The 25,295-nt window shown below is 69.6% G+C and carries 19 protein-coding genes; 8 read left to right on the top strand and 11 right to left on the bottom strand.

The features are described 5' to 3' along the window. Nucleotides 1-3 precede the first annotated feature (3 nt). From WS57_RS21710 to WS57_RS21690, 5 genes are all read right to left on the bottom strand, one after another. Nucleotides 4-636: a LolA family protein gene (locus WS57_RS21710; protein WP_069244824.1), complete on the bottom strand. Its 633-nt coding sequence runs from the start codon at nucleotides 634-636 to the stop codon at nucleotides 4-6. Further along, complete coding sequence (locus WS57_RS21705) at nucleotides 633-1,046, bottom strand: quinol oxidase (RefSeq protein WP_069245464.1); 414 nt, start codon at nucleotides 1,044-1,046, stop codon at nucleotides 633-635. The genes WS57_RS21710 and WS57_RS21705 overlap by 4 nt, the downstream gene beginning before the upstream one ends. Before the next feature lie 437 nt (nucleotides 1,047-1,483). Further along, nucleotides 1,484-4,591 (bottom strand): beta strand repeat-containing protein, encoded by a 3,108-nt coding sequence (locus WS57_RS21700; protein ID WP_069244823.1) that lies wholly within the window; start codon nucleotides 4,589-4,591, stop codon nucleotides 1,484-1,486. A 502-nt stretch (nucleotides 4,592-5,093) separates the two neighbouring features. Continuing rightward, nucleotides 5,094-6,338 (bottom strand): NAD(P)/FAD-dependent oxidoreductase, encoded by a 1,245-nt coding sequence (locus tag WS57_RS21695; protein ID WP_069244822.1) that lies wholly within the window; start codon nucleotides 6,336-6,338, stop codon nucleotides 5,094-5,096. A gap of 67 nt (nucleotides 6,339-6,405) precedes the next feature. Continuing rightward, entirely contained in the window at nucleotides 6,406-7,185 is a 780-nt protein-coding gene (locus WS57_RS21690; RefSeq protein WP_009692413.1) for an ABC transporter substrate-binding protein, read from the bottom strand. Between the two features lie 370 nt (nucleotides 7,186-7,555). Between WS57_RS21690 and WS57_RS21685 the strand changes: the two genes are divergently transcribed. The 5 genes from WS57_RS21685 (at nucleotide 7,556) to WS57_RS21665 (ending at nucleotide 12,879) form a co-directional block, all read left to right on the top strand. After that, nucleotides 7,556-8,518: an ornithine cyclodeaminase family protein gene (locus tag WS57_RS21685; protein ID WP_069244821.1), complete on the top strand. Its 963-nt coding sequence runs from the start codon at nucleotides 7,556-7,558 to the stop codon at nucleotides 8,516-8,518. Continuing rightward, nucleotides 8,515-9,333, top strand: coding sequence for a helix-turn-helix transcriptional regulator (locus WS57_RS21680; RefSeq protein WP_069244820.1), 819 nt, complete (start codon nucleotides 8,515-8,517; stop codon nucleotides 9,331-9,333). Before WS57_RS21685 ends, WS57_RS21680 begins: the two co-directional genes overlap by 4 nt. 154 nt (nucleotides 9,334-9,487) lie before the next feature. Continuing rightward, entirely contained in the window at nucleotides 9,488-10,219 is a 732-nt protein-coding gene (locus WS57_RS21675; RefSeq protein ID WP_069244819.1) for a DsbA family oxidoreductase, read from the top strand. Between the two features lie 121 nt (nucleotides 10,220-10,340). Beyond that, entirely contained in the window at nucleotides 10,341-11,783 is a 1,443-nt protein-coding gene (locus tag WS57_RS21670) for a DHA2 family efflux MFS transporter permease subunit (protein WP_069244818.1), read from the top strand. A gap of 307 nt (nucleotides 11,784-12,090) precedes the next feature. After that, nucleotides 12,091-12,879: a sulfite exporter TauE/SafE family protein gene (locus tag WS57_RS21665; protein WP_009690400.1), complete on the top strand. Its 789-nt coding sequence runs from the start codon at nucleotides 12,091-12,093 to the stop codon at nucleotides 12,877-12,879. 141 nt (nucleotides 12,880-13,020) lie between these two features. Here the strand turns inward: WS57_RS21665 and WS57_RS21660 are convergent, their stop codons facing one another. The 3 genes from WS57_RS21660 to WS57_RS21650 form a co-directional block, all read right to left on the bottom strand. Next, a complete protein-coding gene (locus WS57_RS21660; RefSeq protein ID WP_059602698.1) occupies nucleotides 13,021-14,868 on the bottom strand; it encodes a S10 family peptidase in 1,848 nt (615 codons plus the stop codon). A gap of 617 nt (nucleotides 14,869-15,485) precedes the next feature. After that, nucleotides 15,486-17,576, bottom strand: coding sequence for a D-(-)-3-hydroxybutyrate oligomer hydrolase (locus WS57_RS21655; protein ID WP_059519405.1), 2,091 nt, complete (start codon nucleotides 17,574-17,576; stop codon nucleotides 15,486-15,488). Between the two features lie 137 nt (nucleotides 17,577-17,713). Continuing rightward, entirely contained in the window at nucleotides 17,714-18,079 is a 366-nt protein-coding gene (locus WS57_RS21650; protein WP_040126745.1) for a BON domain-containing protein, read from the bottom strand. A gap of 419 nt (nucleotides 18,080-18,498) precedes the next feature. On the opposite strand from WS57_RS21650, the gene WS57_RS21645 reads away from it, so the two are divergent. The 3 genes from WS57_RS21645 (at nucleotide 18,499) to WS57_RS21635 (ending at nucleotide 21,688) form a co-directional block, all read left to right on the top strand. Next, a complete protein-coding gene (locus WS57_RS21645) occupies nucleotides 18,499-19,947 on the top strand; it encodes a TAXI family TRAP transporter solute-binding subunit (protein WP_069244817.1) in 1,449 nt (482 codons plus the stop codon). 85 nt (nucleotides 19,948-20,032) lie between these two features. Continuing rightward, entirely contained in the window at nucleotides 20,033-20,671 is a 639-nt protein-coding gene (locus WS57_RS21640) for a DsbA family protein (protein ID WP_040126744.1), read from the top strand. A 69-nt stretch (nucleotides 20,672-20,740) separates the two neighbouring features. After that, nucleotides 20,741-21,688, top strand: a complete 948-nt coding sequence (locus WS57_RS21635) for a LysR family transcriptional regulator (RefSeq protein WP_040126743.1) — start codon at nucleotides 20,741-20,743, stop codon at nucleotides 21,686-21,688. Nucleotides 21,689-21,730: 42 nt separating this feature from the next. Here the strand turns inward: WS57_RS21635 and WS57_RS21630 are convergent, their stop codons facing one another. From WS57_RS21630 to xdhB, 3 genes are all read right to left on the bottom strand, one after another. Continuing rightward, nucleotides 21,731-22,132, bottom strand: coding sequence for a hypothetical protein (locus WS57_RS21630; protein ID WP_059519372.1), 402 nt, complete (start codon nucleotides 22,130-22,132; stop codon nucleotides 21,731-21,733). Between the two features lie 84 nt (nucleotides 22,133-22,216). Further along, a complete protein-coding gene (xdhC, locus tag WS57_RS21625; RefSeq protein ID WP_069244816.1) occupies nucleotides 22,217-22,930 on the bottom strand; it encodes a xanthine dehydrogenase accessory protein XdhC in 714 nt (237 codons plus the stop codon). A gap of 1 nt (nucleotide 22,931) precedes the next feature. Beyond that, complete coding sequence (xdhB, locus tag WS57_RS21620) at nucleotides 22,932-25,286, bottom strand: xanthine dehydrogenase molybdopterin binding subunit (protein WP_040126741.1); 2,355 nt, start codon at nucleotides 25,284-25,286, stop codon at nucleotides 22,932-22,934. Nucleotides 25,287-25,295 lie beyond the last annotated feature (9 nt).

Genomic DNA, 25,295 nt, shown 5'->3' with positions numbered 1-25,295 from the left:
AAATCAGGGTGCGAAGAAACGATCGGGAAACGCGACGTCGATCTCGACGTCGTCGAGCGTCACGGTTTCGAGCGGCCGGTCGTCGTCGCCGGCGAAGCTGACGACCTTCAGCGGGAAACCGTCCTGCGTGTCGAGCCACAGCCGGTAACGATGCACGCCGTCGACCGCGTGCGCGGGCGCACCCGTCACCGACACGCGCAGCGCGGCGCGGCCGCCGACGGTCTCCTCGCCCTCGGTCACCGTCGCGCCGCCCTGTTGCAGCGCGTGGACGTTGCGCAGCAATTCGCCGACGTCCGACCGGTCGACCCGATGGCCGCTGCGATCGCGCACCAGCGGGTTGGCCGGCGACAGCGTCAACGCCGGCAGCGTATGTTCGCCGAACGGACGAAGCCGCACCTTGCCGTCGTCCGGGTCGTACTTGAGCACCGCGCCGCGATGCGGTTCGACGAAATCCATCCGGACAAAGCCGGGTTTCAGGTACGCATAGTGCATTTCGGTGCGCTCGCCGCTGCGCGACGACGAACGGATCGTCGCGCGATACGAGCGGATGTGTTCGAAATGGGTCTGCGCAACGGTGACGGGATCGGCGGTCATGCTCGCTCCTAACAGGCTTGCGGCCAGCAATGCGGCGATCATGGCGCCGCCTCGACGTCGAGCACGCCCTCCATCCCGCGCTCGCGATGGCTTTTGAAGAACAGCAGACGGTGCGTGCAATAGTAGGCGAAGCGGCCCGGCTGCGTCGGCGTGAAGCGAAACGTCTTCGGCGTCGTGCCGAGTTCGGTGTGGATCGCGATGCCGGCCTGCGGCGCGTCGATTTCGAAACTGTGGGGCACGATGCCGGGCTCGGCCGATACAGTCAGTTCGACCGGCAGTTGCGCGCGCACGATCACGTGCTTCGGCCGAAAGAAATAGCTGCCGCCGACGATCGCGACCCGCTGCACGCCGTCGGCGTCGACCGGTACGCGCACCGGCGTGTCGTCGTCCGCGCGCGCGAGCCCGGCGCCCATCGCGAGCGCCACCAGCAGAACCGCCGTCGTCGCCTTCATCGTGTGCTCCCTGGCCGCGTCGGTCCCGTCGTCCGTGCGCATCCGTCGCTCGCGCATGCCGACGGGCGTCGCCGACCCGCGGCGCATTCGCAACCGCCGGTCTGGCTGCCGGCACCGCCGTCGGCACGGTGGCGGTTGGCATCCGGATGACGCCCGTTCGCGCGCGTCGCGCCATTACGCGGCATCGCCGGACGGGACGGCCGTTGCGTTTCGACCATTATCGCGCTGCGCGATCGCGCCGTGACTCGGTATCTAAACGGAGGTCGGGCATGCCTTTCTGCGCCGTGCCCGCCGGCGGCGCGGCGGACCGGTAGCGACGCTTGCGGTGAAAGAAACGGGCCGCCCAATGACAACGCGGCATGACATCGCTGTCATGCCGCGTTGCGCGTCCGTTTCGCGCGGCGGACGGAACGCCGCCGCGCGCCGGCCGTGGCCGCTTACTTCGGCAGTGCGCCCGTCAGCGACTGCAGCAGCGTCGACACCGGAGCCAGCGGGTTGTTCGCCGAACTGCCGTTCGAATGCGACGAAACCGACAGGCTCGGCACGGAGCCGAGCGTCGTGCCGACCGCATTGACGACCGTCGCCGCCGAATTGCCGCCCGCCGTCAGCACCGAGCTGACCGCGCCCGCCGTGCTGCCCGCCGTGCTGCCCGCCGCGCTCGCGCCCGAGCCGAGCAGGCTGCCGCCCGCCGCCGCCGTCGAACCTGCCGCGCCCGACAACGCGCCGGCCGCCTGCCCGAGGGCCGCCGGACCGTTCGCGAGGGCGCCCGTCACCGAACCCAGCGCACCGGTCAGCGCGCCGGCCGGGTTGCTGCCGCCCGTCAGGCCGCTGACGAGGTTCGTGATCGGCGCGATCGGGTTGCTGCCTGCCGCGCCCGACAGCGTGCCGACGACCTGGTTCACGACGCCCTGCACCGGCGCCAGCGGATTCGCGCCGCCGAGGCTGCCGAGCGCACCCGTGACCTGGCTCACCACGCCCTGCACCGGCGCCAGCGCGTTCGCGCCGCCGAGGTTGCCGAGCGCGCCCGTGACGGCATTGACTGCGCCGCCCAGTGCACCCGTCGCCGTGCCGACCGCATTGCTCAGCGCGGCGGTCGGGTTGCTGCTGCCGAGCGTGCCGACGACCTGGTTCACGACACCCTGTACCGGTGCCAGCGCGTTCGAGCTGCCGAGGCTGCCGAGTGCACCCGTCACCGAACCGAGCGCACCGGTCAGCGCGCCGGCGGCGTTGCCACCCGTCGGCAGCGCATTCTGCAGACCGCTGACGAGGTTCGTGATCGGCGTGATCGGGCTGCCGCCGCCTGCTGCACCCGACAGCGTGCCGACGACCTGGTTCACGACACCCTGCACCGGCGCCAGCGGATTCGTGCCGCCGAGATTGCCGAGCGTGCCCGTCACCGAATTCAGCGCGCCCGTCAGTGCGCCGGCCGGGTTGTCGTTGCCGAGCGTCCCCGCGAGTTGCGTCACGACGCCCTGGACCGGCGCGAGCGGGCCCGATGCGCCGCCGACGTTGCCGAGCGTGCCGGTGATCGTGTTCACCGCGTTGCTCAGTGCGCCGGCCGGATTGCCGCTGCCGAGCGTACCCGTCACCTGGTCGACGACGTTCTGGATCGGCGTCAGCGGGTTCGTGCCGCCGCCGACATTGCCGAGTGCGCCGGTAACTGTCCCGAGAGCACCGGTCAATGCGCCGGTCGGATTGCCGCTGCCCAGTGCACCGGTCACTTGGTTCACGACGCCTTGCACCGGTGCCAGCGGATTCGAGCCGCCACCCACGCTGCCCAGTGCACCAGTGACCGTGCCAAGAGCACCCGTCAGCGCCCCGGCCGGGTTACCGCTGCCAAGCGCACCGGTCACTTGATTCACAACGCCCTGAACCGGCGCCAGCGGGTTCGAGCCGCCCCCGACGTTGCCCAGTGCACCCGTTACCGTGCCGAGGGCGCCTGTCAGTGCGCCGGCCGGATTGCCGCTGCCCAGCGCACCGGTCACTTGATTCACAACGCCCTGAACCGGCGCCAGCGGGTTCGAGCCGCCACCGACATTGCCCAGTGCACCCGTTACCGTGCCAAGAGCACCCGTCAGTGCACCAGCGGGGTTGCCGCTGCCGAGCGCGCCGGTCACCTGATTCACCACGCCTTGAACCGGCGCCAGCGGATTCGAACCACCACCAACGCTGCCCAGTGCCCCCGTTACCGTGCCAAGGGCGCCCGTCAGTGCGCCAGCGGGGTTGCCACTGCCGAGCGCACCGGTCACTTGATTCACCACGCCTTGAACCGGCGCCAGCGGATTCGAACCACCACCAACGCTGCCCAGTGCCCCCGTTACCGTGCCAAGGGCGCCCGTCAGTGCGCCAGCGGGGTTGCCACTGCCGAGCGCACCGGTCACTTGATTCACCACGCCTTGAACCGGCGCCAGCGGATTCGAGCCGCCACCGGCACTACCCAGCGCCCCGGTTACCGTACCCAGCGCACCCGTCAGTGCGCCAGCGGGGTTGCCACCGCCGAGCGCACCGGTCACCTGATTCACGACACCTTGAACCGGCGCCAGCGGGTTCGAGCCGCCGCCGACGCTGCCCAGTGCACCCGTTACCGTGCCGAGGGCGCCCGTCAGTGCGCCGACCGGGTTGCCGCCGCCGAGTGCACCAGTCACCTGATTCACGACACCTTGAACCGGTGCCAGCGGGTTCGAACCACCGCCAACGCTGCCCAGTGCGCCAGTTACCGTACCCAGGGCGCCCGTCAGTGCGCCGGCCGGGTTGCCGCCGCCGAGCGCACCGGTCACCTGATTCACGACACCTTGAACCGGCGCCAGCGGGTTCGAACCACCGCCAACGCTGCCCAGTGCGCCAGTTACCGTACCCAGGGCGCCCGTCAGCGCGCCAGCCGGATTTCCGCCACCCAGCGCACCAGTCACCTGATTCACCACGCCCTGAACCGGCGCCAGCGGATCCCCGCCACCACCGACGCCGCCCAACGCGCCCGTTACCGTGCCAAGCGCACCCGTCAACGCGCCAGCCGGATTCCCGCCACCCAGCGCACCGGTCACCTGATTCACGACACCCTGAACCGGCGCCAGCGGATTCGCACCGCCGCCCACCCCGCCGAGCGTCCCCGTCACCGTGCCAACCGCATTGCTCAGCGTCCCCGTCGCCGTATTCAGCGCACCGGTCAGTGCCCCCGCCGGGTTACCGCTGCCCAGCGCCCCCGTCACCTGATCCACCACGCCCTGCACCGGCGTCAGCGGCGACACCGTGCCGCCGCCACCGAGCGCGCCCGTCACCGCGCCCACCGCCCCCGACAGCACCTGCGCAGGATTGCCGAGCGACGTCTGGATCGAGCCCGATCCGCCTGCAGCCACGGTGACCGAGCCCAGCGGCGACGTGCCCGTCGCCGCGAGCCCCACCGATACCGTATTCGTCGGCGGATTCACGATGATCTGCGGCACCGGCAGCGCGTCGAGCGCGCCCGCCATCGCAGAACCCGAAGCCAGTCCCCCAAACGCCGTCGCTACCGCCAGCGCCGCGCCCGTCAATTTAAAATTCTTCCCCATCTTTATTTACCTCATCTCGGTTGGCACTACGTTGATAAAGCATGGGGACGGATTGCACGAAGCGTGCCACTTGGATAAATCGGCGTGATTCGTCGGGCTATTGCAAGGCAATAACGATTTCAACGTGAATTTCAGGCGAAATTCCGCTGCCACGACGCGAAATCGTATGAGGAAAAATGCGGCGGGAAAGCGGATGTAACGTAACGTTTGCGCGGCTTGCAGTAACGTGTTCCGGTACATCGGCGCCCATGCCCGAACATCCGTTCATGAACGCACGGCAGATCGGCTCGCGCAGCGGCTTTCCGTTGCGCATTCGGCCAATGAAAATGCATTAGTAAATCGCTTGTTTTCTGGTTTTATTATTCCGCGATTTCTTTCCGTATTATTACGCAGACCATTTCCATTGCCGCGCATTCCGGTGATACGGACAACAGAATGAAAAATTGTGTCGCCCGCATCGCGGCCAGCGGCGAGCGGGCGGCGCGTGCGGAAGCGCCCGCGCTCAACCGAAGCGCTCGGGCCGGTACGGACGCGGATCGATATAGGTCGGCGCGCCCGTCATCATTTCGGCGAGCAGGCGGCCGGTCGCGGGGCCGAGCGTGAGCCCGTGATGACAGTGGCCGAAGGCGAACCACAGATGACGATGGCGCGGCGCCGCGCCGATTACCGGACGCATGTCCGGCGTGCACGGGCGCATCCCGAGCCACGGCTCAGGATCGAGTCGCTCGCCGATGCCGAACGCGTCGCGCGCGAGCGGCTCCGCGCGCGCCAGTTGCACACCGGTCGGCGGCGCGCCGCGCAGCGCGATCTCGACGCCGGTCGTGAGCCGCAGCCGGCCGCCCTCCATCGGCGCGACCACAAAGCCTTGCTCGGTATCGCACACCGGCACGTTCAGCGGCGTGCGCGTCGGCCGGTAATGCATGTGATAGCCGCGCTTCGCGCGCAGCGGAATCCGGTAGCCGAGCGGCGCGAACACATGATCCGACCACGGGCCGAGCGCGACCACCGCCGAACGGGCCGCGACCGGCCCGTGTTCGGTGGCGACCCGCCAGCCGTCGCGCAGTTGCACGAGCGTCGTCGCGTCGCCGCGCACCAGCGTGCCGCCGCCGCGTTCGAACAGCCGCGCATAGGCCTTCGTCAGACCGCCCGGGCTGGAAACCGTCTTCGGATCCTGCCAGTGAAACGCACCGCAGAACGCGTCGCTGATGCCCGGCTCACGCTCGCGCAGCGCGCGCGCGTCGAGCACCGTCATGCGCAGCCCGTGCTCGGCCGCGACGCGCTGCTGCACGCGCGTCTCCGCGTCGAACAGCGCGGGCGAGCGAAACGCCTCGATCCAGCCGCCGTCGTGCACCAGCGGCTGCGCGTCGGTGCGCGCGAGCAGCGCGTCGTGCTCGACGACGCTCGCCGCGACGAGCGGCAGCAGGTCGCGCGCCGCAGCCGCGAGCCGCGGCGGCGACGATTCGCGCCAGAAGCGCGCGAGCCAGCCCGCATACGCGGGCAGCGCGCGGTAATCCCAGTAAAGATCGACCGACCGATTGCGCGCATAGCGCAGCAGCGTGCCGAGCCGGCGCGGAAACGCGTACGGCACGACCGACGAGCGCTCGATCAGCCCCGCATTGCCGTGGCTGGTCTCCTCGCCGGGCCCGCGCCGGTCGACGAGCGCGACGCGCAGCCCGCGATCCTGCAGATGCAGCGCCGACGACACGCCGACGATGCCGGCCCCCAGAACGATGACGTCGAAATCCATGCTTTTCCGTACCGCGTCGAGATTCGAAGCGACGCGCGCCGGCACCGCGGCCGGCGCGCGGCCGTGCTTACCTGGCGATGATGTCGCGCTTGAAATACTTCTGCGACAGCGCGCTCAGCGTGCCGTCCTTCTTCAGCGCGTCGAGCGCGCCGACGATCTTCGCCTGCAGCGCCTTGTCGCCCTTGCGCATCCCGAAGCCGGTGCCCTCACCGAGCGTCGCCGGATCCTTCAGCGGATCGCCGACGATCTGGTAGTCGCGGCCGGCCGGCTTGTCGAGGAAGCCGTCCTGCGCGGTCTGCGCTTCCTGCACCGCCGCATCGAGCCGACCGGCGACGAGATCCGCATAGATCTGGTCCTGGTCCTGATAGGACACGACGGCCACGCCCGCATTGGCCCAGTGCGCCTTCAGGAAATCCTCCTGCGACGAGCCCTGCAGCACGCCGACATGCTTGCCGCGCAGGCTCGCCACATCGGGCCGCAGCGGCGAGCCGCGCTTCGCGACCATCACGATCGGCACCACGTAGATCGCCGGCGTGAAGTCGATGCTCTGCTTGCGCTTCGCGGTGATGTTCATCGCCGAGTTGATCGCGTCGAACTTGCGCGCCTGCAGCGCCGGAATCAGCCCGTCGAACGAATTCTCGACCCATGCGCACTTCATGTTGAGCTTCGCGCACACGGCGTTGCCGATGTCGACGTCGAAACCCTGCAGCTGGCCGGCCGGCGTCTTGCTCTCGAACGGCGGATACGCGGCTTCGATCCCGAAGCGCAACGTGGCCTGTTCCGCATGGGCCGCGATGGCCGAACACGCAAGCGCCGCGGCGGCGCAGATAGAAAGCTTCCAGTTCATGACGGGTCCTTCTGGATTGAGGCGATGAAAATCGGGCGAGACGCCGCCGGCAGCGCGACGGACCGGCCGGCAGCACGGCCCGCCGCATCGCGGCGACAGGCCGTCGGGACGCAAAATATAGACTGAAAGTCTACTATAGACTATAGGGGATATGATAATCGCGTCTCCCCCGACATGCATCCGGATCGCCGTGTTCCGCTTGCCCCCTTGATTCATCGAGGTTTTTCCGTCCGGACGCCGCTGCCGGCCGCCCTGAAAAGAAACACTGGCCAGACTTTATTTGTCTATATTAGACTTTTATTCCACAACAAACACCGCCGGACGCCGCGTCGCGAGACTGTGTCGTCCGGCCCCGACCGGAGATGTCCTCATGACGCAAACCGCCCCGACCCTGCCGCTGACCGTCGACGAAGCCGCGGTGCGCGCGGCGCTGCCGTCGCTCGACGTGCTCGGCACGCTGCGCCGCATGTTCGCGTCGCTGGCGTCGGCGAACGCGGTGCAGCCGCCGCAGACGCTCACGCTGTTCCCCGGCCAGGCCGGCGACTTCATCACGTACCTCGGCGCGCTCGCCGACGAGCAGGTGTTCGGCGCGAAGCTGTCGCCGTACATCGTGACCGGCGGGCGCCCGATCGTCACCGCGTGGACCGCGCTGATGTCGATGCGCACCGGCCAGCCGCTGATGTGGTGCGACGCGGGGCAACTGACGGTCGAGCGCACGGCCGGCACGACGGCGCTTGCGGTCGACTGTCTCGCGCCGCGCGACGCGCGCCGCCTGGCGATCGTCGGCGCCGGCGCGGTCGGCCTCGCGCATCTGCGGCATGCGGCGGCGCTGCGCGACTGGGACACGATCCGCGTGTACTCGCCCGCGCTCGCCGGCGACACGGCGCTGCAGGCGACGCTCGCGCAGCTCGACCCGCGCGCGCGTCCGGCAGACGGCATCGCCGCCTGCGTGCGCGACGCGGACGTGGTGATGCTGTGCACGTCGTCGGGCACGCCCGTGCTCGGCGACGACATGCTCACGCGCCCGGCGCTCGTCACGTCGATCAGCACCAACGTCGCACGGGCGCACGAGATCCCGCCCGCGTGGCTGCCGGACATGGACGTGTACTGCGACTACCGGCACACGACGCCCGCGAGCGCGGGCGAGATGCAGATCGCCGCGGCCGAGCACGGCTGGACGCCGGAGCGGATCGTCGGCGACCTGCCCGCGCTCGTCGCCGGCACCTGCGCGGCGCCGTCGCGCACGCGTCACGCGTTCTTCCGCTCGATCGGCCTCGGGCTCGAGGACATCGCGATCGCGCACGCGCTGTATACGCACCTGATGCGCGCATGAGCGTCACGCGCCCGCGGGGCCGATACAATGGCGCAACCGCGGCGCGGCGCGAGCACGCGCATCTGCGTGCCGCCGACGCGCCCGCCGCAGGCCTGCCTGCCGCCGACGCCCCGGCGCGCCGGCCCGACATGCCGCCCGGCTCCCGCCCACCCGAGATCGCGATTCCGATGCGCAAGAAGAAATCCCCCGTCAAAGACCTGCTGCTCACCCGCTATGCGCCGCTCGCCGACGGTATCGCGGCGCTGTTCTTCCCGTATGCGGAAGTCGTGATCCACGACCTGCACGACCAGACCGTGCTGTATCTCGCGAACAACCTGTCGAAGCGCGAGGTCGGCGACGATTCCGCGCTCGAGGAAATCGACCATTCGGCGCGCGAGCGCGTGATCGGCCCGTACGAGAAGCTGAACTGGGACGGCCGGCGCATGCGCTGCGTGAGCAACGTGCTGTTCGACGACGACGGCCGCCCGGCCGGGATGATGTGCATCAACTTCAACATCGCGGTGTTCGACGAAGTGCGCGCGACGCTCGACCTGTTCATCAAGGGCGCGGGCGTCGTCGCGCAACCCGACGAACTGTTCCGCGACGACTGGCAGGAACGCATCAACACGTTCCTGCACGGCTGGCTGCGCGAGCGGCAGATCGGGCTGAACGGGCTCACGCGCGAGCACCGGCGCGAGCTCGTCGAGGCGCTGCATGCGGAAGGCGCGTTTCGCGGCAAGAGCGCGGCGAACTACGTCGCGAACGTGCTCGGCATGGGGCGCGCGACGGTCTACAAGCACCTGAAGCACCTGAAGGACACGCAGGGCGACGCGTAGCGGCAAGGGCCCCCGCGTCGCATGGCCGGTCGCCCGCCCTTTCGGGAAGCGGTTTGCGCGACTATGCTTGAGGCGCCCCCGCCTGCCGCGCCGCGGCATCGAATCGCAAAAATGATATAGTCTCGGTTACATTTTTTATCGCCTCGAGCCGCCCATGCCGACCGCCCCCGCCCCGACTGCCCGCCCGACCCTCACCGTCGAAATCTGGTCCGACCTGATCTGCCCGTGGTGCTGGATCGGCAAGCGCCGCTTCGACGAGGCGCTGGCCGCGTTCGCACACGCGGACCGCGTCGACGTCGCGCTGCGCGCGTACCGGCTGATGCCCGGCCAGCCGGTCGAGCCGGTCGAGGCGATGCTCGCCGGCAAGTACCGGATGTCGCCCGCGCAGGTCGACCAGATGCTGCGCCAGGTGACCGACGCGGCCGCGAGCGTCGGGCTGCGCTACGACCTGCCCGGCACCTTCGTCGGCGACACGCTCGACGGCCACCGGCTCGTCAAGCTCGCAGAAGCGACCGGCCGCGCGCATGCGCTGACCGAGCGGCTGTATCGCGCCTATTTCTGCGAGCACGGCTCGCTGTTCGATCACGCCGAACTGGCCGATTTCGCCGTCGACGCCGGGCTCGAGCGCTCGGCCGTCGAATCGGTGCTGCGCAGCGACGCGTATCGCGACGAAGTCGACGCCGACATCGCACGCGCCGCGCAGATCGGCGGGCGCGGCGTGCCGCTGTTCGTGTTCGGCGGCCGCTACGCGGTGTCGGGCGCGCAGCCGGCCGACGTGTTCGCGCAGGCGCTCGACCAGGCGTGGCGCGACGGCGTCGTCGAACCCGCCGGCGGCGACGCGGCCGCATGCGGCCCCGACGGCTGCGAACTGCCGGGGCGCGCGTGATGTGCCGCAGCGGCGTCGCACCGACCACTACGCGACGCTGCTGCCACAAACCGGCAGGAAGCCTTCGCGAATGCCGACTAGAATGCAGCCTTTCAAATAACTATCAAAAGGCGGCAAGCCAATGACCCACGGCATCCACGGCGAAAGACGCTGGTATGCGCTGATCGTCCTCTGTCTCGGCGTGCTGATGATCGTGCTCGACAGCACGATCGTGAACGTCGCGCTTCCGTCGATCAGCACCGATCTCCGCTTCACCGAAACCGCGCTCGTCTGGGTCGTCAACGCGTACCTGCTGACCTTCGGCGGCTGCCTGCTGCTCGGCGGCCGGCTCGGCGACCTGTACGGACAGCGGCGCATGTTCCTCGCGGGACTCGTCGTCTTCACGCTCGCGTCGCTCGCCTGCGGCCTCGCGCAGTCGCAGGCGATGCTGATCGCCGCGCGCGCGGTACAGGGCTTCGGCGGCGCGATCGTGTCGGCCGTATCGCTGTCGCTGATCATGAACCTGTTTACCGAGCCCGGCGAACGAGCACGCGCGATGGGCGTGTACGGCTTCGTCTGCGCGGGCGGCGGCAGCATCGGCGTGCTGCTCGGCGGCTTGCTGACCAGCACGCTGTCGTGGCACTGGATCTTTCTCGTCAACCTGCCGATCGGCCTCGCCGTCTATGCGCTGTGCGTGGCACTGCTGCCGCGCATGCGCGCGCCGGCCGGCGCCGCGCGGCTCGACGTCGCGGGCGCGATCACGGTGACCGCGTCGCTGATGCTCGCCGTCTACGGCATCGTCGGCGGCAACGAGGCCGGCTGGCTGTCGACGCAGACCGTCGCGCTGATCGGCGCGGCCGTCGTGCTGTTCGCGCTGTTCGTCGCGATCGAGGCGCGCGTCGCGCATCCGCTGATGCCGCTCACGCTGTTCGGCGCACGCAACGTCGCGCTCGCGAACGTGATCGGCGTGATGTGGGCCGCCGCGATGTTCGCGTGGTTCTTCCTGTCCGCGCTCTACATGCAGCGCGTGCTCGGCTACGCGCCGCTGCAGGTCGGCCTCGCGTTCCTGCCGGCGAACCTGATCATGGCCGCGTTCTCGCTTGGGTTGTCCGCGCGGATCGTGATGCGCTTCGGGATTCGCGGCCCGCTCGCGGCCGGCCTGCTGATCGCGGCGGCCGGCCTCGCGCTGTTCTCGCGCGCACCGGTCGACGGCGGCTTCGTCTGGCACGTGCTGCCGGGCATGACGCTGCTCGGCATCGGCGCGGGCATCGCGTTCAACCCGATGCTGCTCGCGGCGATGAGCGACGTCGATCCGGCCGACTCGGGCCTCGCGTCGGGCATCGTCAATACCGCCTTCATGATGGGCGGTGCGCTCGGCCTCGCGGTACTCGCGAGCCTCGCGGCCGCGCGCACCGACGCGCTGACGGCCGCCCGCGCCGCCCCGCTCGACGCATTGAACGGCGGCTACCACACGGCGTTCGCGTTCGGCGCGGCGTTCGCCGCGGCGGCCGCGCTGATCGGTCTCGCGCTGCGGGCGCGGCGGCAGGATGCCGTCGAAGGCGGGGTCGGCCCGGCGATGCACTGATCCGCGCGCCTCGACGGGACGATGCGGCCTGCGCCGCGTCGTCTCTCCCTCCGCGCCGGGCGCGCCTTTCGCACCGTTCAATCCGCGCCGCACCCGCCGATAGCGGTCCATCGGCCCGCCGCGCCCTGGTACGACGCGCCCGCCCGTGCCCATTCAAACGCCCGTTTCATCTGCGACCGCACACCGCCGCCGGAAGCGCGCGCCGACCGATTTTTAACGCAGTCGTACACCGAACCGCCACTTTTGCGACAATGGCGGACTTTGACCCACGCGCCGCCGCCGAACGCCGCACAACTGCCTGCTGCCGATGTCGCTTCCCCATATCGATCTGCTGTACTCCCTGTCCGGCCTGTTCGTCGGCGTCCTCGTCGGCCTGACGGGCGTCGGCGGCGGTTCGCTGATGACGCCGATCCTGGTGCTGCTGTTCGGCGTCCATCCCGCGACGGCGGTCGGCACCGACCTGCTGTACGCGGCCGCGACCAAGGCCACCGGCACGCTCGTGCACGGCCTGAAGGGCTCGATCGACTGGCGCATCACCGGGCGGCTCGCCGCAGGCAGCGTCCCGGCCTCAGCCGTCACGCTGTGGGTATTGCATACGCACGGGGTGAATTCGCCGGGCACCGCGCGGACGATCCAGCTCGTGCTCGGCATCGCGCTGCTGCTCACGTCGCTCGCGCTGATCTTCCGGCCGCAGCTCGCCGCGTTCGCCGCGCGCAACCCGCTCGCGCCGAGCCCCGCCCGCACGCTGTGGTCGACGGTACTGACCGGCGCCGTGCTCGGCGTGCTGGTGTCGATGACCTCGGTCGGCGCCGGCGCGATCGGCGTCACCGTGCTGCTGCTGTTGTATCCGGCCCTCGCGACGACCCGCATCGTCGGTTCCGACATCGCGCATGCCGTGCCGCTCACGCTGGTCGCCGGCATGGGCCACTGGCTGCTCGGCTCGGTCGACTGGTCGATGCTGCTGTCGCTGCTGCTCGGCTCGCTGCCCGGCATCGTGCTCGGCAGCCTGCTGTCCGCGCGCGCGCCCGAGCGGCTGCTGCGCAACCTGCTCGCCGCGACGCTGGTCGCGGTCGGCGTGCGGCTCGTGCTCGCCTGAGCCTGCCCCGCCGCCCCTTCCCTACATGAAAAAAACAGCCCGACCGGCCATCGCCGATCGGGCTGTCGTCGTTGCAGGAGACCGGCGGCCCGCCCCGCGCGGCGGCGAACCGCGCGCAGCGGGCTGCCCCGCCCGTCGGGCTTAGCGCCCCTGCTGCTGGAGCTGCTGCTGACGCAGCTGCTGCGTGCGCGCCTGCAGTTTCAGCACGCGCTGCAGCGCGGTACGGTTCGCCAGGATCCCGTCGTAGAAGTTGCCGAGATCGGCCTTCAGCGCGGTCCGCGACGCGTCGTTCAGATAGATCATGTGACCGGACGGGTAATTCTTGATCGTCAGGTTCTGCGCCTTGATCGTCGGATCGAGCGGCATCTGCGCGAGCGTCAGCTCGGTCTGGTGGAACGGCGTGACCGCATCGAAGTAGCCGTTCGCCGACAGCACCTTCAGGTCCGGGTTCACGCTCATCGTCGACGCGAGGTCGCCGGCCGTGTACAGCGTATTGCCGCCGCCCTTGTTCGCGCCGGTCGGGTCGATGTGGCTGAAGTCCCAGTTGTTGAAGACCTGGTCGTTCAGGTCCACGAACGACGACGTCGACGTGTACTTGAGGTCGGTGTTGATGTAGCTGTTCCACAGCACCGTGTACGCGCCGCCGACGTTCGTGATCGACGGATCGTTGCTGCCCGAGTTCGGCAGGATGTACGGCGCGATGCCCTTGCCGGTGAAGTTCGCGCGACCGTCGTACTGGCCGATCTGCGTGCCCGGCACCAGCGTCAGGAAGAACGTGTACGGCGGGTTGTCATCCGACGACGGCACGTTGCCGAGCGCGGCCGGATTGCCGAAGGTCTGGATCAGCGACGTCGGGTCCGTGCCGATGTACGAGCCCATCTGCTGCGCCGTCTGCAGGTTCAGGTTCAGCCGCACGTTGACGAAGCCGCCGTCCTGCGGGTTCGGCTTCTGCGCGAGCGGCGCGAGCGTGTTGTCCGCGTAGTTGCGCGCCTGCACCATGTACGCGTCGAGATCGGTCGGCGTCGGGTTGAGCGTCGTCTTCTTCCAGTAGAACGCGTCGGCCGCGAGCGTCGGGAACGTGCCCGGCGCGGACAGCGCGTTCGCGTAGTCGAGGATCGACGACTGCAGCGTGATCCCGTTCAGGTCGATGCCGTCCTCATGCAGCACCCACGACACGACCGCGCTGCGCGCGGTGCCGTACGATTCGCCGTACAGGAACTTCGGCGAGTTCCAGCGCGAGTACTTGGTCAGGTAGCGCTGGATGAAGCGGTCGATCGATCGTGCGTCCTGGTCGGTGCCCCAGAAGTCCTTGTTCTTCGCCGGGGCGATCGCCGCCGAGTAGCCGGTGCCGACCGGGTTGATGAACACGAGGTCGGTGCGGTCGAGCAGGCTGTCCGGGTTGTCGAGCAGCTTGTACGGCGCGGGCGGCGTGAAGTTCGGGAACGACGACTGCAGGCGCTTCGGCCCGAACGAGCCGAGCAGCAGGTAGACCGACGACGAACCGGGGCCGCCGTTGTAGAAGAACGTGACCGGGCGCGGCTTCGACGGATCGGGATTGTCCTGCGTGTACGCGACGTAGAACATCTTCGCGTTCGGCGCCGACGTGATCGGGTCGATCGTCGTCAGATGGCCGGTGGTGGCCGTGTACTTGACGGTCTTGCCGCCGATCGTGATCTGGCGATGCACGACGGCCGCCCCTTCCGTCGAATCCGTGACCGCGTCGTTCGGGCCGGTGCCGTAGACGTCGGTGTCGACGTACGGCTGGTCGGCCGTGGCGGCCGTCGTCGCGTTGCTGCCGGCGGACGAGCTGCCACTGCCGGAAGTCGGCGCCGTCGCGGCGGCCGCCGCGGCCGCGGCAGCCGGGCTCGGCCCGTCGTCGCCACCGCAACCGGTGACGAGCAGCGCCGCGGCCGTGGCCGCGGCGAGCGGCGCGCTCAGTGTCGTTCCGAATAGCGCGAAACCGTCTTTCAAGGACTTCAGTGTCGTCATTATTGCCTCTCGAACAGAACGATAAATACCGCCGGTCGCAAAGGATCATTTGCGCCGGCGCTCCGCACCAGGAATGCATTCGTTATGCGACGCACTCCGAGTTTTTTACCGGCTCGGCGAATACCGACCGGCACGATTTACCCCACCCTTATTCCGCAACTGCACAATGAAATCGATGGAATCAATTCCATTGCAAACGACAAATCAATAATCCGGCGTACGTCCGACCGACGATTCCGCCGTACTCGCATCGATAATCGACGGCAATAACTGCCCCCGCGAAATCCGCCGCGCCAGGCAGTTTCGCTGCGTATGGACGAACCCTCCCGTCGACGAGGCGCCGATTAATCGCCGAATGGCAATCAGTCGCAGCCCGAGCCGATCTAACAAAATCGAAAGGATCGTTTAATTAAATGGAAAGGAATATTGTCTCTATCGAATTTATTAAATTAAGTGAAAATACCGGCGCATATTAAGTTCGGGGTTTTACGGCGTAAAGTAATAATTTGTTACAGCGCTCGCCATTCGAAGAAAGACCGCTGCGGGACCGATTCCACGCGCCAAAAAGAAAAAGGCCGGACGCAGGTCCGGCCAGGTTGCGGCGGCGCGCCGCGCACTCAGAGCGGCACGTCGATCACGCCGGCGCCGGCCGTGATCGCGTTCGCGCCCGGCGCGCCGGAGATCGGCGGCAGGTTCGCGCTCGTCAGCGCCGGCGCCGCTCCCGGCGTGCCGCCGCGCGGCACCGTGCGGATCACCTGCGACGGCGGCAGCGGCGCGCCGTTCTTCAGGTGCCGCCACATCAGGTTCAGCGCCTGCAGGTTGTAGTAGTGAACCGGCACGAAGCGCGTGTCGAAGCCCGCGACGGGCAGGAACGCATCGAAGTGCTGGCCGTTCGTCACCTCGTAGAACACGAGCCGGCTGCGGCTGCCTTCGCTGATGCCGTTCTGCGCGACATAGGCGCGCGACGCGTGGTTGACCGGCACGAGCGCGTCGCTGCGGCCCTGCACGATGATCGCGGGCTTGCCCTGCAGGTTCGCGTTCACGCGCACCGCGTCGACGTTCGCGGGCATCCCGAGCATCCCGTTGGTCCACAGCTGGCGCAGGCACAGCGCGCCCGCGAAGCTCGCGTCGGGCGTCGCGAGCCGGTGGTCGACGCCCGCGCCTGTGTTGAACACGAGATTGATCCCGGCCGTCGGCGGCACGCCATTGCCGGCGCCGAACACGGCCGGCATCGGCGACGCGGCGGGCGGCGCGACCGCGCCGGTGGCCGCATTCGTCGTCGCGAAGCTGAAGTTGCAGAGGTTGTCGGTGACGCGCGAGCGCGTGTACGCGTTCGCATAGGTCACCGCGATCGCCGGAATCGCCTGCGAGTCCCACATCGGCGCCTGCAGCAGGTCCGAATCGGCGAGATAGCCGGCCGCATGCAGTTGCGCGAGCGCGTCGGCGGCCTGGCTTTGCGTGTCGCTGCCCGACACGAGGCCCGCGGCGGCGAGCGTCGCGCAGCGCTGCGTGCGGATCGACTGCGTGGTGGCGGCCGGCAGCGCCGTGAGATACGGCGCGCCCGCGAGCGACGCCGACGCGGCCGCGCACGGCTCCAGCAGGTTCGCGAGCGTCGCGTAGTCGGCGAGCGGCCGGCCGAACGACGGCACCGGCTGGCCGCCGCTGCGCACGACCGCGTTCGGCGACATCCGCACGTTGACCTGCGGCTCGCCGACCACGACCGCGGTGATCCAGCCGCGGCTGTCCTGTTCGGCCGCCGCGAGCGACGCACCGCCGCCGTTGCTGACCGACGCGGCGATCGTCGTGATGTCGCCGGCGCGATAGCGCACGCCGCGATGCGTGCCGTCGATCAGCGGTCCGAACTGCTCGTTCAGCGCCCAGTACGCGAACTCGACCGACTGCAGCGTCACGCGCCCCCAGTCCTGCTCGGGATTCTGCTGCGAATGCGCGTGCTTGAACGCGTAGCGGTTCGGGTACTGGCTGTTGTATGTCGAGAGATCGGCGCTCGACACGTTCGCGGTGAACAGGCTCGCATTGCCGGCGAGCACCGCATTCGCGAGCGTGCCGTCGATCAGCGTGACCGTGTCGCTGCCGAGCTCGTGCGCGCCGTTGCCGCCGCCCTTGTCGTTGTATGCGACCGCGCAGCCGCGCTTGAGCCCCCACTCGCCGGCCGCCGAGATCGCGCCGTACACGCCGCGCGAACCCGACGACGTCGCCGTGACGATGCACGGCTGCGCCGGATCGAAGCTCGCGGGCACCTGCACGAGCAAGGTCACGTTCTTGCGGCCGCTGCCGTCGTCGGAATACGCGAGATATTCGGTGCCGGGGATCTTGCCTTCGCCGAGCGTGTCGTTGCCGTCGAGATCGACGTTCGGCCCCCAGAAACGGCCGTAGCCGCCGTTCGCGCTCATGTCGACAAGCGCGCGGTAGTTCGACCAGATCGCGAGCCGGCGCAGCTCGGCGGCCGTCGGCCGCGACGGATTCGCGAACGCCGGCGCGGTCGCGCTCGCGAGACCGGTCTTGCCGAGGCCGGCCGTCAGCAGGTCGTCGCTCGCGCCGTCATAGGCCGTCGTGCGCACGCTGCCCGCGACGAAGCCGGGCAGCCGGTTGCGCTCGGCCGTCTCGTCGCCGTTGCAAGCGCCGAGCACCGCGACCGCGGCCAGCGCCGCGCCGAAAAGAATCCGCCTGCCCCACCCGAGCCTCGTCATCGCCGCCCCCTCGATATCGTTATCGGCCGCCGCCGCGTCGGGCGCGGCGCACGGCATCGCAAGCGCAAACGGGCGCCGGCATGCCGGCGCCCGCCCGTCGGCGGGCCTGCGCGGCGCTCACGCGCCGCGGCCCGTCGTCACTGCTGCTGGACGGTCAGCTTGTTCGTGACCGACGTCACGCCCTTCACGCCCTTGGCCGCGGCTTCGGCCTTGTCGATCTGCGACTGGTCGGGCATCGTGCCCTCCAGCGTGATCGCCCCGCCCTTGGAACGCACGACGAGGTTCGACACGTTCTCGCCGGATTCCTTCGAAATCGCCTTGCGCACCGCGTAGCCGAGCTTGCGGTTCGCCTTCTTCGCGGTTTTCGCGGCGGCTTTCGGTGCGCTCGTCGCGGCGGCCGGCGCCTCGGTCGCCGCCGGCTCGCTCGACTGCGCATACACGCTGCCCGACAGACAGGCCGCCACCGCGGCAACGCCCAACGCTCTCAACACGATCGACTTCATGCTATCTCCTTGTCACTCCGGAACGGCCGCGCACAGGACGGCCGGGTACCCCCAAAGGCAGCCGGCCCGCGCGCGAACGGGCGGGACGGCCGATGATTTCCACGGCGATGCGAGAGAGGCGAGACGGGCCGGCAGCCGGCGCGCGCGAAAGCGGGCCGGCCGGACCGGGCAGCCGCCGGCCGGACGCGCCCGGTCTGGTCGCTTGCCGGGTCGCGCGAGTCGGGCGCGGCTGCGTCGCACAATGTAATCCAGCGCCCGCCGAAGCGTCAAAGCTTTTGACGCGCCGCGCCGGCCGCCGGGTCGCCAGCCGCCTCCCCGGCTCGCGCGCGTGCGGCGAAACCGGTTACCATCGCCGCGAGAACCCGCATCGTCGACGGCCGCCGTCATCGATGCGTCATACCCGCGTCATCCGCCGCCCCATGAAACCTGACCGTCCCCGCCCGCCACGCCGCATCCTGGCCCGCTTCGTCGCGGTGTCGTGGCGCGATCTCGCGCTGTCGATCGGCCCGACCGTGCTGCTCGCGGCCACCGCCGTCTGGCTCGCGGTCAAGCTGATCCAGCCGGCGCCGCCGTCCACGCTCGTGATCTCGGCCGGGCCGCCCGGCAGCACGTACTGGAACGCCGCGCAGAAATACAAGGCGATCCTCGCGAAAAACGGCATCACGCTCGACGTCGAATCGTCCGAAGGATCCGCGCAGAACCTGTCGCGGCTGATGAACCCGAACGCGCCGGTCGACGTCGGCTTCGTGCAGAGCGGCATCGGCACGAAGGAACGCGACGAGCATCTGGTGTCGCTCGGCAGCATCGGCTACGTGCCGCTCGCGATCATGTACCGCGGCCCGATCGTCGCGCGCCTGTCCGACTTCAAGGGCAAGCGGCTCGCGCTCGGCGCGGAAGGCAGCGGCGCACGCGAGCTGAGCCTGGCGCTGCTGAAGATGAACGGCATCGTGCCGGGCGGCCCGACCCAGCTGCTGCCGACCGGCGGCGAGGACGCGGCCGCCGCGCTGCTCGACGGCAAGATCGACGCGGCGTTCCTGTCCGGCGACTCGACGCAGATTCCGGTCATGGCGAAGCTGTTCCGCACGCCGGGCGTGCACATGTATTCGTTTACGCAGGCCGAGGCGTATGCGCGGCGCTTCCCGTACCTGACCGCGATCACGCTGCCGATGGGCGTCTACGACCTCGGCCGGAACCTGCCGCCCGAGGATCTGCACACGCTCGCGCCGACCATCGACCTGGTCGCGCGCGACACGCTGCATCCCGCGCTGTCCGACCTGCTGATCGAGGCCGCGCGCGAAGTGCACGGCCACGCGACGATCCTGCAGCATGCGGGCGAGTTCCCGTCGCCCGACACGCGCGGCTTCCCGCTGTCCGACGACGCGGCGCGCTATTACAAGTCGGGCAAGACCTTCCTGTACCGGCGGCTGCCGTTCTGGGTCGCGAGCCTCGTCGATCGCCTGCTGGTGGTCGTCGTACCGCTGATCGTCGTGCTGATCCCGGGGCTGCGGCTGGTGCCGTCGCTGTACGGCTGGCGCGTGCGCTCGCGGATCTACCGCTGGTACGGCGCGCTGATCGCGCTGGAGCGCAGCGCGCTCGGCGAGCACACGCCCGAGGAGCGCGTCGAGCTGCTCGACCAGCTCGACGACATCGAGGAATCCGTAAACCGGATGAAGATGCCGCTCGCGTATGCGGGCCAGTTCTACGTGCTGCGCGAGCATATCGGCTTCGTGCGCGAACGGCTCACCGCGCACGACGCCGACCCGGCCGCGGGCACGGGCACGCCCGGCGCGGGCCACGCCGCACCGCGGCGCAGCGAAGCGGCGCCGCCGGCCGGCGGCCCCCCTCGGGCGACTCCCGGTTCCGCGTGAGCGGACGATCCGCGATCATTGCTGCACGCACGCGCCGCCGCGTAACATGGGGGCCCGCCGCACGCCCCATCCTCTGGAGATCGTCATGACAACCGGCCTCGACACCGCCCGTCCCGCGTGGTTCTTCGACTTCGTGTCGCCGTTCTCCTACCTGCTGCTCGAGCAGCACGACAAATGGCCGGAGATGCCGTTCGAACCCGTCGCCGTGTCGCTCGTCGACCTGCAGCGCCACTGGGGGCAGCGCCCGGGCGCCGACGTGCCGGCCCGGCGCATCTTCACGTATCGCCACGCGCTGTTTCGCGCGGAGCAGCTCGGCATCCGCTTCAAGATGCCGCCCGCGCATCCGTTCGATTCCGACAAGGTGCTGCGGCTCGCGATCGCGCTGCGCGCCGACATCGCGACCGTGCTGGAGATATTCCGCTTCATCTGGCGCGAAGGCAACGATCCGTCGACGCCGGAAGGCTTCGCGGCGCTGTGCGAACGCGTCGGCGTCGGTCACGGCGACGAGCTGATCGACTTCGAGGAAACCAGCGCGCAGCTGCGCCGCAACGTCGACGATGCGATCGCGCTCGGCGTGTTCGGCGTGCCGACCTTCTGGATGAACCGCCAGCTGTTCTGGGGCGAGGATGCGCTGCCGATGGTGCTGTACTGCGCGCGCACGCCGAACTGGCTCGAGTCGCGCGAGGTCAAGCGCATCAGCTCGCTGCCGAAGGGCCGCGCGTGATGGCCGGTATCACGCACGGCAACGCGCGGCTGCGGTAAGGTTACGCTTCCCCCCGTACACCCCGCATCGATGGAAGACGACGACCGTACCGCCTCGCTCGACATCTGGCTCGTGCGCGTGCTGCGCACGCTGCTGCTCGAGCGCAGCGTCACGCAGGCCGCCCTGCGCCTGAACCAGACGCAGCCCGCGATCAGCACCGCGCTGCGCAAGCTGCGCGAGACGCTGAACGACCCGATCCTCGTGCGCGGCAAGTCCGGCATGGTGCCGACCGAATACGGCGCGTCGCTGCTCGGCGCCGCGACGCGCGCGCTGCGCGAGGTCGACTTCATCGCGACGCCGCACGGCGACTTCGATCCGTCGTCCGCGCGGCGCACGTTCCGCGTCGCCGCGCCCGACTACCTGAACGATTTCTTCATGCCGACGCTGATCGAACGCTTTCGCGACGCGGCGCCGCATGCGCATCTGGAAATCGACTCGCTGAATCCCGCGCTCGATCACGCGGGCGCGCTCGAATCGGGCGCGCTCGACCTCGTGATCGGCAACTGGCCGAAGCCCGACCCGCTGTTCGCGCGCCAGGACCTGTTCTCCGACACGATCGTGTGCCTGATGCGCGACGCGCACCCGCTCGCGCGCGCACCGCTCACGCGCGACGCGTATGCGAACGCCGCGCACGTCGCGCCGACGCCCTACACCGGCGACAAGCGCAACGCGATCGAGATCGGCCTCGCGCGCGCGAAGCTCGCACGGCGCATCGTGACGACGCTGCCGTACTTCGGCATCGTGCCGCAGGTGCTGCTGCAGTCGGACCTGATCTTCACGACGACGCGCCGCTTCGCGACGCACTATGCGCAGCTGCTGCCGCTGGTGGTCGTCGCGCCGCCGGTGCCGTTCCCGCGCATCAAGAGCTACCTGCTCACGCATCCGCAGCCGGATCGCCCGACCGACATCGCGTGGCTGTGCGCGCTGATGCAGAGCGTATCGAACGAGCTGACCGCGGCCCGCGGCCGCAAGCGCTGAGCGCGCGCACGCGGCATGCCCTCGCCGCGACGGCCGACCACGTCAGGCCGTGCAGAAGGTTTCCTGCAGATGGGTCCAGCGCACCGTGCCGGCCGCATCGCGTTCGAACACCGCGGTCGCGCGGCGTGCGGGCAGTTCGCCCGACGCGGCGTGCTGCGCTTCCCGGTAGGTGAGCACCGCATGCGACGCGTCGGCGGCGAGCACGCGAAGCTCCGACAGCGCGATGCGCAGCCCGGGCTTCGCGCCGGCGAGCGCCGCGAACAGCGCGCGCGTGCCGTCGCGGTCGAACACGCGACCGTCGGTCGCGATCATCGTGAAGCCGGCGGAGAACGGCGCGAGCATCGCATCGAGTGCGGCCGGCGCGGTATCGGCGCCGGACAGCCAGCGTTCGATGGCGACCAGGCTCGCATCGAGCGCGTCGAGATAAATGCGGTGATCGGACATGGGATGGCAAGGAAGGACGCGGCCCGATGCCGCGCGATCCGTGCAGTGTAGGCAAAAACGCGCGGCCGTGCACCGGCCGCGACGTCAGCGCGCGCAGGACACCGCGTCGCGCGCCTGCGCGCTCGCAGCCGCCTTCGCGTCGGCCACCGACATGCCGCAGCGCGCCTGCAGCAGCTCCGCGCACACGGCCACCGCGATCGAGCCGGGCGCCTTGTCGACGATGCCGGCCACGCCGATCGGGCACACCATCTCGACGAGCCGCGCGGGATCGACGCCGCGCGCGGCGAGCCGCCGCTCGAACTTCACGCGCTTGGTGCGCGAGCCGATCATCCCGAAATAGGCGAAGTCGCGGCGCCGCATGATCTGCGCGGCGAGCGAGAAATCGAGCGCGTGGTTGTGCGTCATCACGAGGAAATACGCGCCGGGCGGCGCCGCGTCGACGACGGCCTCGGGCGTGTCGGTCGGCTCCGGCTGTACGTTCGGCGGGCACTCGTCCGGGAACAGCTCGTCGCGCGTATCGACCCACTGCACGACGCACGGCAGCGCGCCGAGCAGCGTGACGAGCGCGTGCCCGACATGCCCCGCGCCAAACAGCACGATGTGCATCGGCGGCGGCGCGCCCGTCGCGCGGTTGCGCCGGCCGGTGCCCTGCGCGAACGGCGCGTCGGCCGACGGGTATGCACGGGCATCGCCGCACGCACCGCTGTCGCAACCGCGCTCGGCCGGTTGCGCATGCGCTGCCGCCCCACACGCGTCGGGCGCGGCTGGCGGGAGCGGCGAACGGACGGGCGCCTTCATCTCACGCTGCCCGGGACGCGCGCACCGCCTGCAGCGCGCGCAGGATCGACTCGCCGGTCGCCGGCGCGTCGAGCGGCGGATTCACGCGATAGTCGCCGACCGCCGCGATCGCGTCGCGCACCGCGAAGAACACCGAGAACGGCAGCAGCAGCGGCGGCTCGCCGACGGCCTTCGAGCGATGGATGCTGTCCTCGACGTTGCGGTTCTGGAACAGCCGCACGTTGAACTCGGGCGGCGTATCGTTGACGGTCGGGATCTTGTAGGTGGACGGTGCGTGCGTCATCAGCTTGCCGCCCTTGTTCCACCACAGCTCCTCGGTCGTCAGCCAGCCCATCCCCTGGATGAACGCGCCCTCGACCTGGCCGATGTCGAGCGCCGGGTTCAGCGACGCGCCGACGTCGTGCAGCGCGTCGACGCGCAGCGTACGCATCTCGCCCGTCAGCGTGTCGATCACGACTTCCGACACGGCCGCGCCGTACGAGTAGTAGTAGAACGGCCGGCCCTGCAGCTTCGACTGGTCCCAGTACAGCTTCGGCGTCGCATAGAAGCCGTCCGACCAGAGCTGCACGCGCGCCAGGTACGCCTTCGCGATCACCTCGCCGAACGGCACCGCGACGCCGCCGATCCACACGCAGTCGTTGCCGAAGGTCACGTCGGCCGCATCGACCTTGCCTTCGCCGTACTGCTTGGCCGCGAACACCGCGAGCCGCTCGCGCAGCTGGCGCGCCGCATCCTGGGCGGCCTTGCCGTTCAGGTCAGAGCCCGTGGACGCCGCAGTCGCCGACGTGTTCGCGACCTTGCTCGTGTCGGTCGCGGTCACGCGAATCCGGCCGAAGCGGATGCCGAGCTCGTGCGCGACGACCTGCGCGACCTTCGTGTTGAGCCCCTGCCCCATCTCCGTGCCGCCGTGGTTCACGAGCACCGAGCCGTCGGTGTAGATATGCACGAGCGCGCCGGCCTGGTTGAAGTGCGTGACGTTGAACGCGATCCCGAACTTCACCGGCGTGAGCGCGATGCCCTTCTTCAGCACTGCGTTGCGCGCATTGAACGCGCGCACGCCTTCGCGGCGCGCACGGTAGTCGCTGGTCGCCTCGAGTTCGGCGAGCAGCTCGGGCAGCACGTTGTCCTCGATCGTCTGGCCGTACGGCGTCACGTTGCGCTCGGTCTTGCCGTACAGGTTCGCGTAGCGGACGTCGAGCGGGTCGCGGCCGAGCGAGCGCGCGACGTCGTCGAGGATGTACTCGATCGCGAACGCGCCCTGCGGGCCGCCGAAGCCGCGAAACGCGGTGTTCGACTGCGTGTTGGTCTTGCCGCAGTAGCCGGCGATCGCGACGTCGGGCAGCCAGTACGCGTTGTCGAAGTGGCACACCGCGCGCGTCATCACCGGGCCCGACAGGTCGGCCGAGAAGCCGCAGCGCGACGTCATGTCGAGCGACACGCCGTCGAGGCGGCCGTCGTCGTCGTAGCCGACGTCGAAGCGATAGTGGAAGTCGTGCCGCTTGCCGGTGATCATCATGTCGTCGTCGCGATCCGGGCGCAGCTTCACCGGGCACAGCAGCTTCCATGCGGCCAGCGCCGCGCAGCACGCGAACAGCCCCGACTGCGATTCCTTGCCGCCGAACCCGCCGCCCATCCGGCGACATTCGACCAGCACGTTGTGCGACGCGACGCCGAGCACGTGCGCGACGAGGTGCTGCATTTCGCTCGGGTGCTGCGTCGAGCAGTACACGTGCATGCCGTCGTCGTCCTTCGGCACCGCGTACGCGATCTGCCCTTCCAGATAGAACTGCTCCTGGCCGCCGAGCAGCATCTCGCCCGACTCGCGGTGCGGCGCGGCAGCCAGCCGCGCGGCCGCATCGCCGCGCGCGAGCTTCAGCGGCGGGATCACGTAGGTTTCGGCCTGGCGCGCTTCCTGCGCGGTCAGGATCGCCGGCAGTTCTTCGTACTCGACCTGCGCGCGGCGCGCGGCCAGTCGCGCGGTTTCGTGCGACGTCGCGACGACGATGAACATCGGCTGGCCCACGAACTGCACGACGCCCTGGGCGAGCACGGGATCGTCATGGATGATCGGGCCGCAGTCGTTGACGCCCGGGATATCGTCCGCGGTGAACACGGCGACCACGCCGGGCGTCGCGCGCACCGCGTCGAAGTTCATCGACACGATCTTCGCGTGCGCCTTCGCGGACAGCCCGAGCGCCGCGTGCAGCGTGCCCGCGACGAGCGGAATGTCGTCGGTGTAGGTCGCGCGCCCGCTCACGTGCAGGTGCGCGGATTCGTGCGGACGCGAGACGTGCACCTGCGCGGCGTCGGCCTGCGGATCGAGGGTGCTCAGGAACGGTTCGGCTTGCTGGTTCATGTTCGGTGT

Origin of the sequence: Burkholderia pseudomultivorans, assembly GCF_001718415.1 — a bacterium.
GTDB classification, from domain to species: Bacteria; Pseudomonadota; Gammaproteobacteria; order Burkholderiales; family Burkholderiaceae; genus Burkholderia; species Burkholderia pseudomultivorans_A.
The sequence above is the reverse complement of the archived record's forward strand: the minus strand, read 5'-3'. Positions and strand labels throughout refer to the sequence as shown.

Bases quoted from the DNA above. Each gene is read 5' to 3' on its own strand.
- WS57_RS21655 (WP_059519405.1), bottom strand. From the start codon at position 17,576: ATGACGAGGCTCGGGTGGGGCAGGCGGATTCTTTTCGGCGCGGCGCTG.
- WS57_RS21690 (WP_009692413.1), bottom strand. From the start codon at position 7,185: ATGAACTGGAAGCTTTCTATCTGCGCCGCCGCGGCGCTTGCGTGTTCG.
- WS57_RS21630 (WP_059519372.1), bottom strand. From the start codon at position 22,132: ATGTCCGATCACCGCATTTATCTCGACGCGCTCGATGCGAGCCTGGTC.
- WS57_RS21660 (WP_059602698.1), bottom strand. From the start codon at position 14,868: ATGACGACACTGAAGTCCTTGAAAGACGGTTTCGCGCTATTCGGAACG.
- WS57_RS21650 (WP_040126745.1), bottom strand. From the start codon at position 18,079: ATGAAGTCGATCGTGTTGAGAGCGTTGGGCGTTGCCGCGGTGGCGGCC.
- WS57_RS21635 (WP_040126743.1), top strand. From the start codon at position 20,741: ATGGAAGACGACGACCGTACCGCCTCGCTCGACATCTGGCTCGTGCGC.
- WS57_RS21670 (WP_069244818.1), top strand. From the start codon at position 10,341: ATGACCCACGGCATCCACGGCGAAAGACGCTGGTATGCGCTGATCGTC.
- WS57_RS21675 (WP_069244819.1), top strand. From the start codon at position 9,488: ATGCCGACCGCCCCCGCCCCGACTGCCCGCCCGACCCTCACCGTCGAA.
- WS57_RS21665 (WP_009690400.1), top strand. From the start codon at position 12,091: ATGTCGCTTCCCCATATCGATCTGCTGTACTCCCTGTCCGGCCTGTTC.
- WS57_RS21685 (WP_069244821.1), top strand. From the start codon at position 7,556: ATGACGCAAACCGCCCCGACCCTGCCGCTGACCGTCGACGAAGCCGCG.
- WS57_RS21705 (WP_069245464.1), bottom strand. From the start codon at position 1,046: ATGAAGGCGACGACGGCGGTTCTGCTGGTGGCGCTCGCGATGGGCGCC.
- WS57_RS21700 (WP_069244823.1), bottom strand. From the start codon at position 4,591: ATGGGGAAGAATTTTAAATTGACGGGCGCGGCGCTGGCGGTAGCGACG.
- WS57_RS21640 (WP_040126744.1), top strand. From the start codon at position 20,033: ATGACAACCGGCCTCGACACCGCCCGTCCCGCGTGGTTCTTCGACTTC.
- WS57_RS21645 (WP_069244817.1), top strand. From the start codon at position 18,499: ATGAAACCTGACCGTCCCCGCCCGCCACGCCGCATCCTGGCCCGCTTC.
- WS57_RS21680 (WP_069244820.1), top strand. From the start codon at position 8,515: ATGAGCGTCACGCGCCCGCGGGGCCGATACAATGGCGCAACCGCGGCG.
- WS57_RS21710 (WP_069244824.1), bottom strand. From the start codon at position 636: ATGATCGCCGCATTGCTGGCCGCAAGCCTGTTAGGAGCGAGCATGACC.
- xdhC (WP_069244816.1), bottom strand. From the start codon at position 22,930: ATGAAGGCGCCCGTCCGTTCGCCGCTCCCGCCAGCCGCGCCCGACGCG.
- xdhB (WP_040126741.1), bottom strand. From the start codon at position 25,286: ATGAACCAGCAAGCCGAACCGTTCCTGAGCACCCTCGATCCGCAGGCC.
- WS57_RS21695 (WP_069244822.1), bottom strand. From the start codon at position 6,338: ATGGATTTCGACGTCATCGTTCTGGGGGCCGGCATCGTCGGCGTGTCG.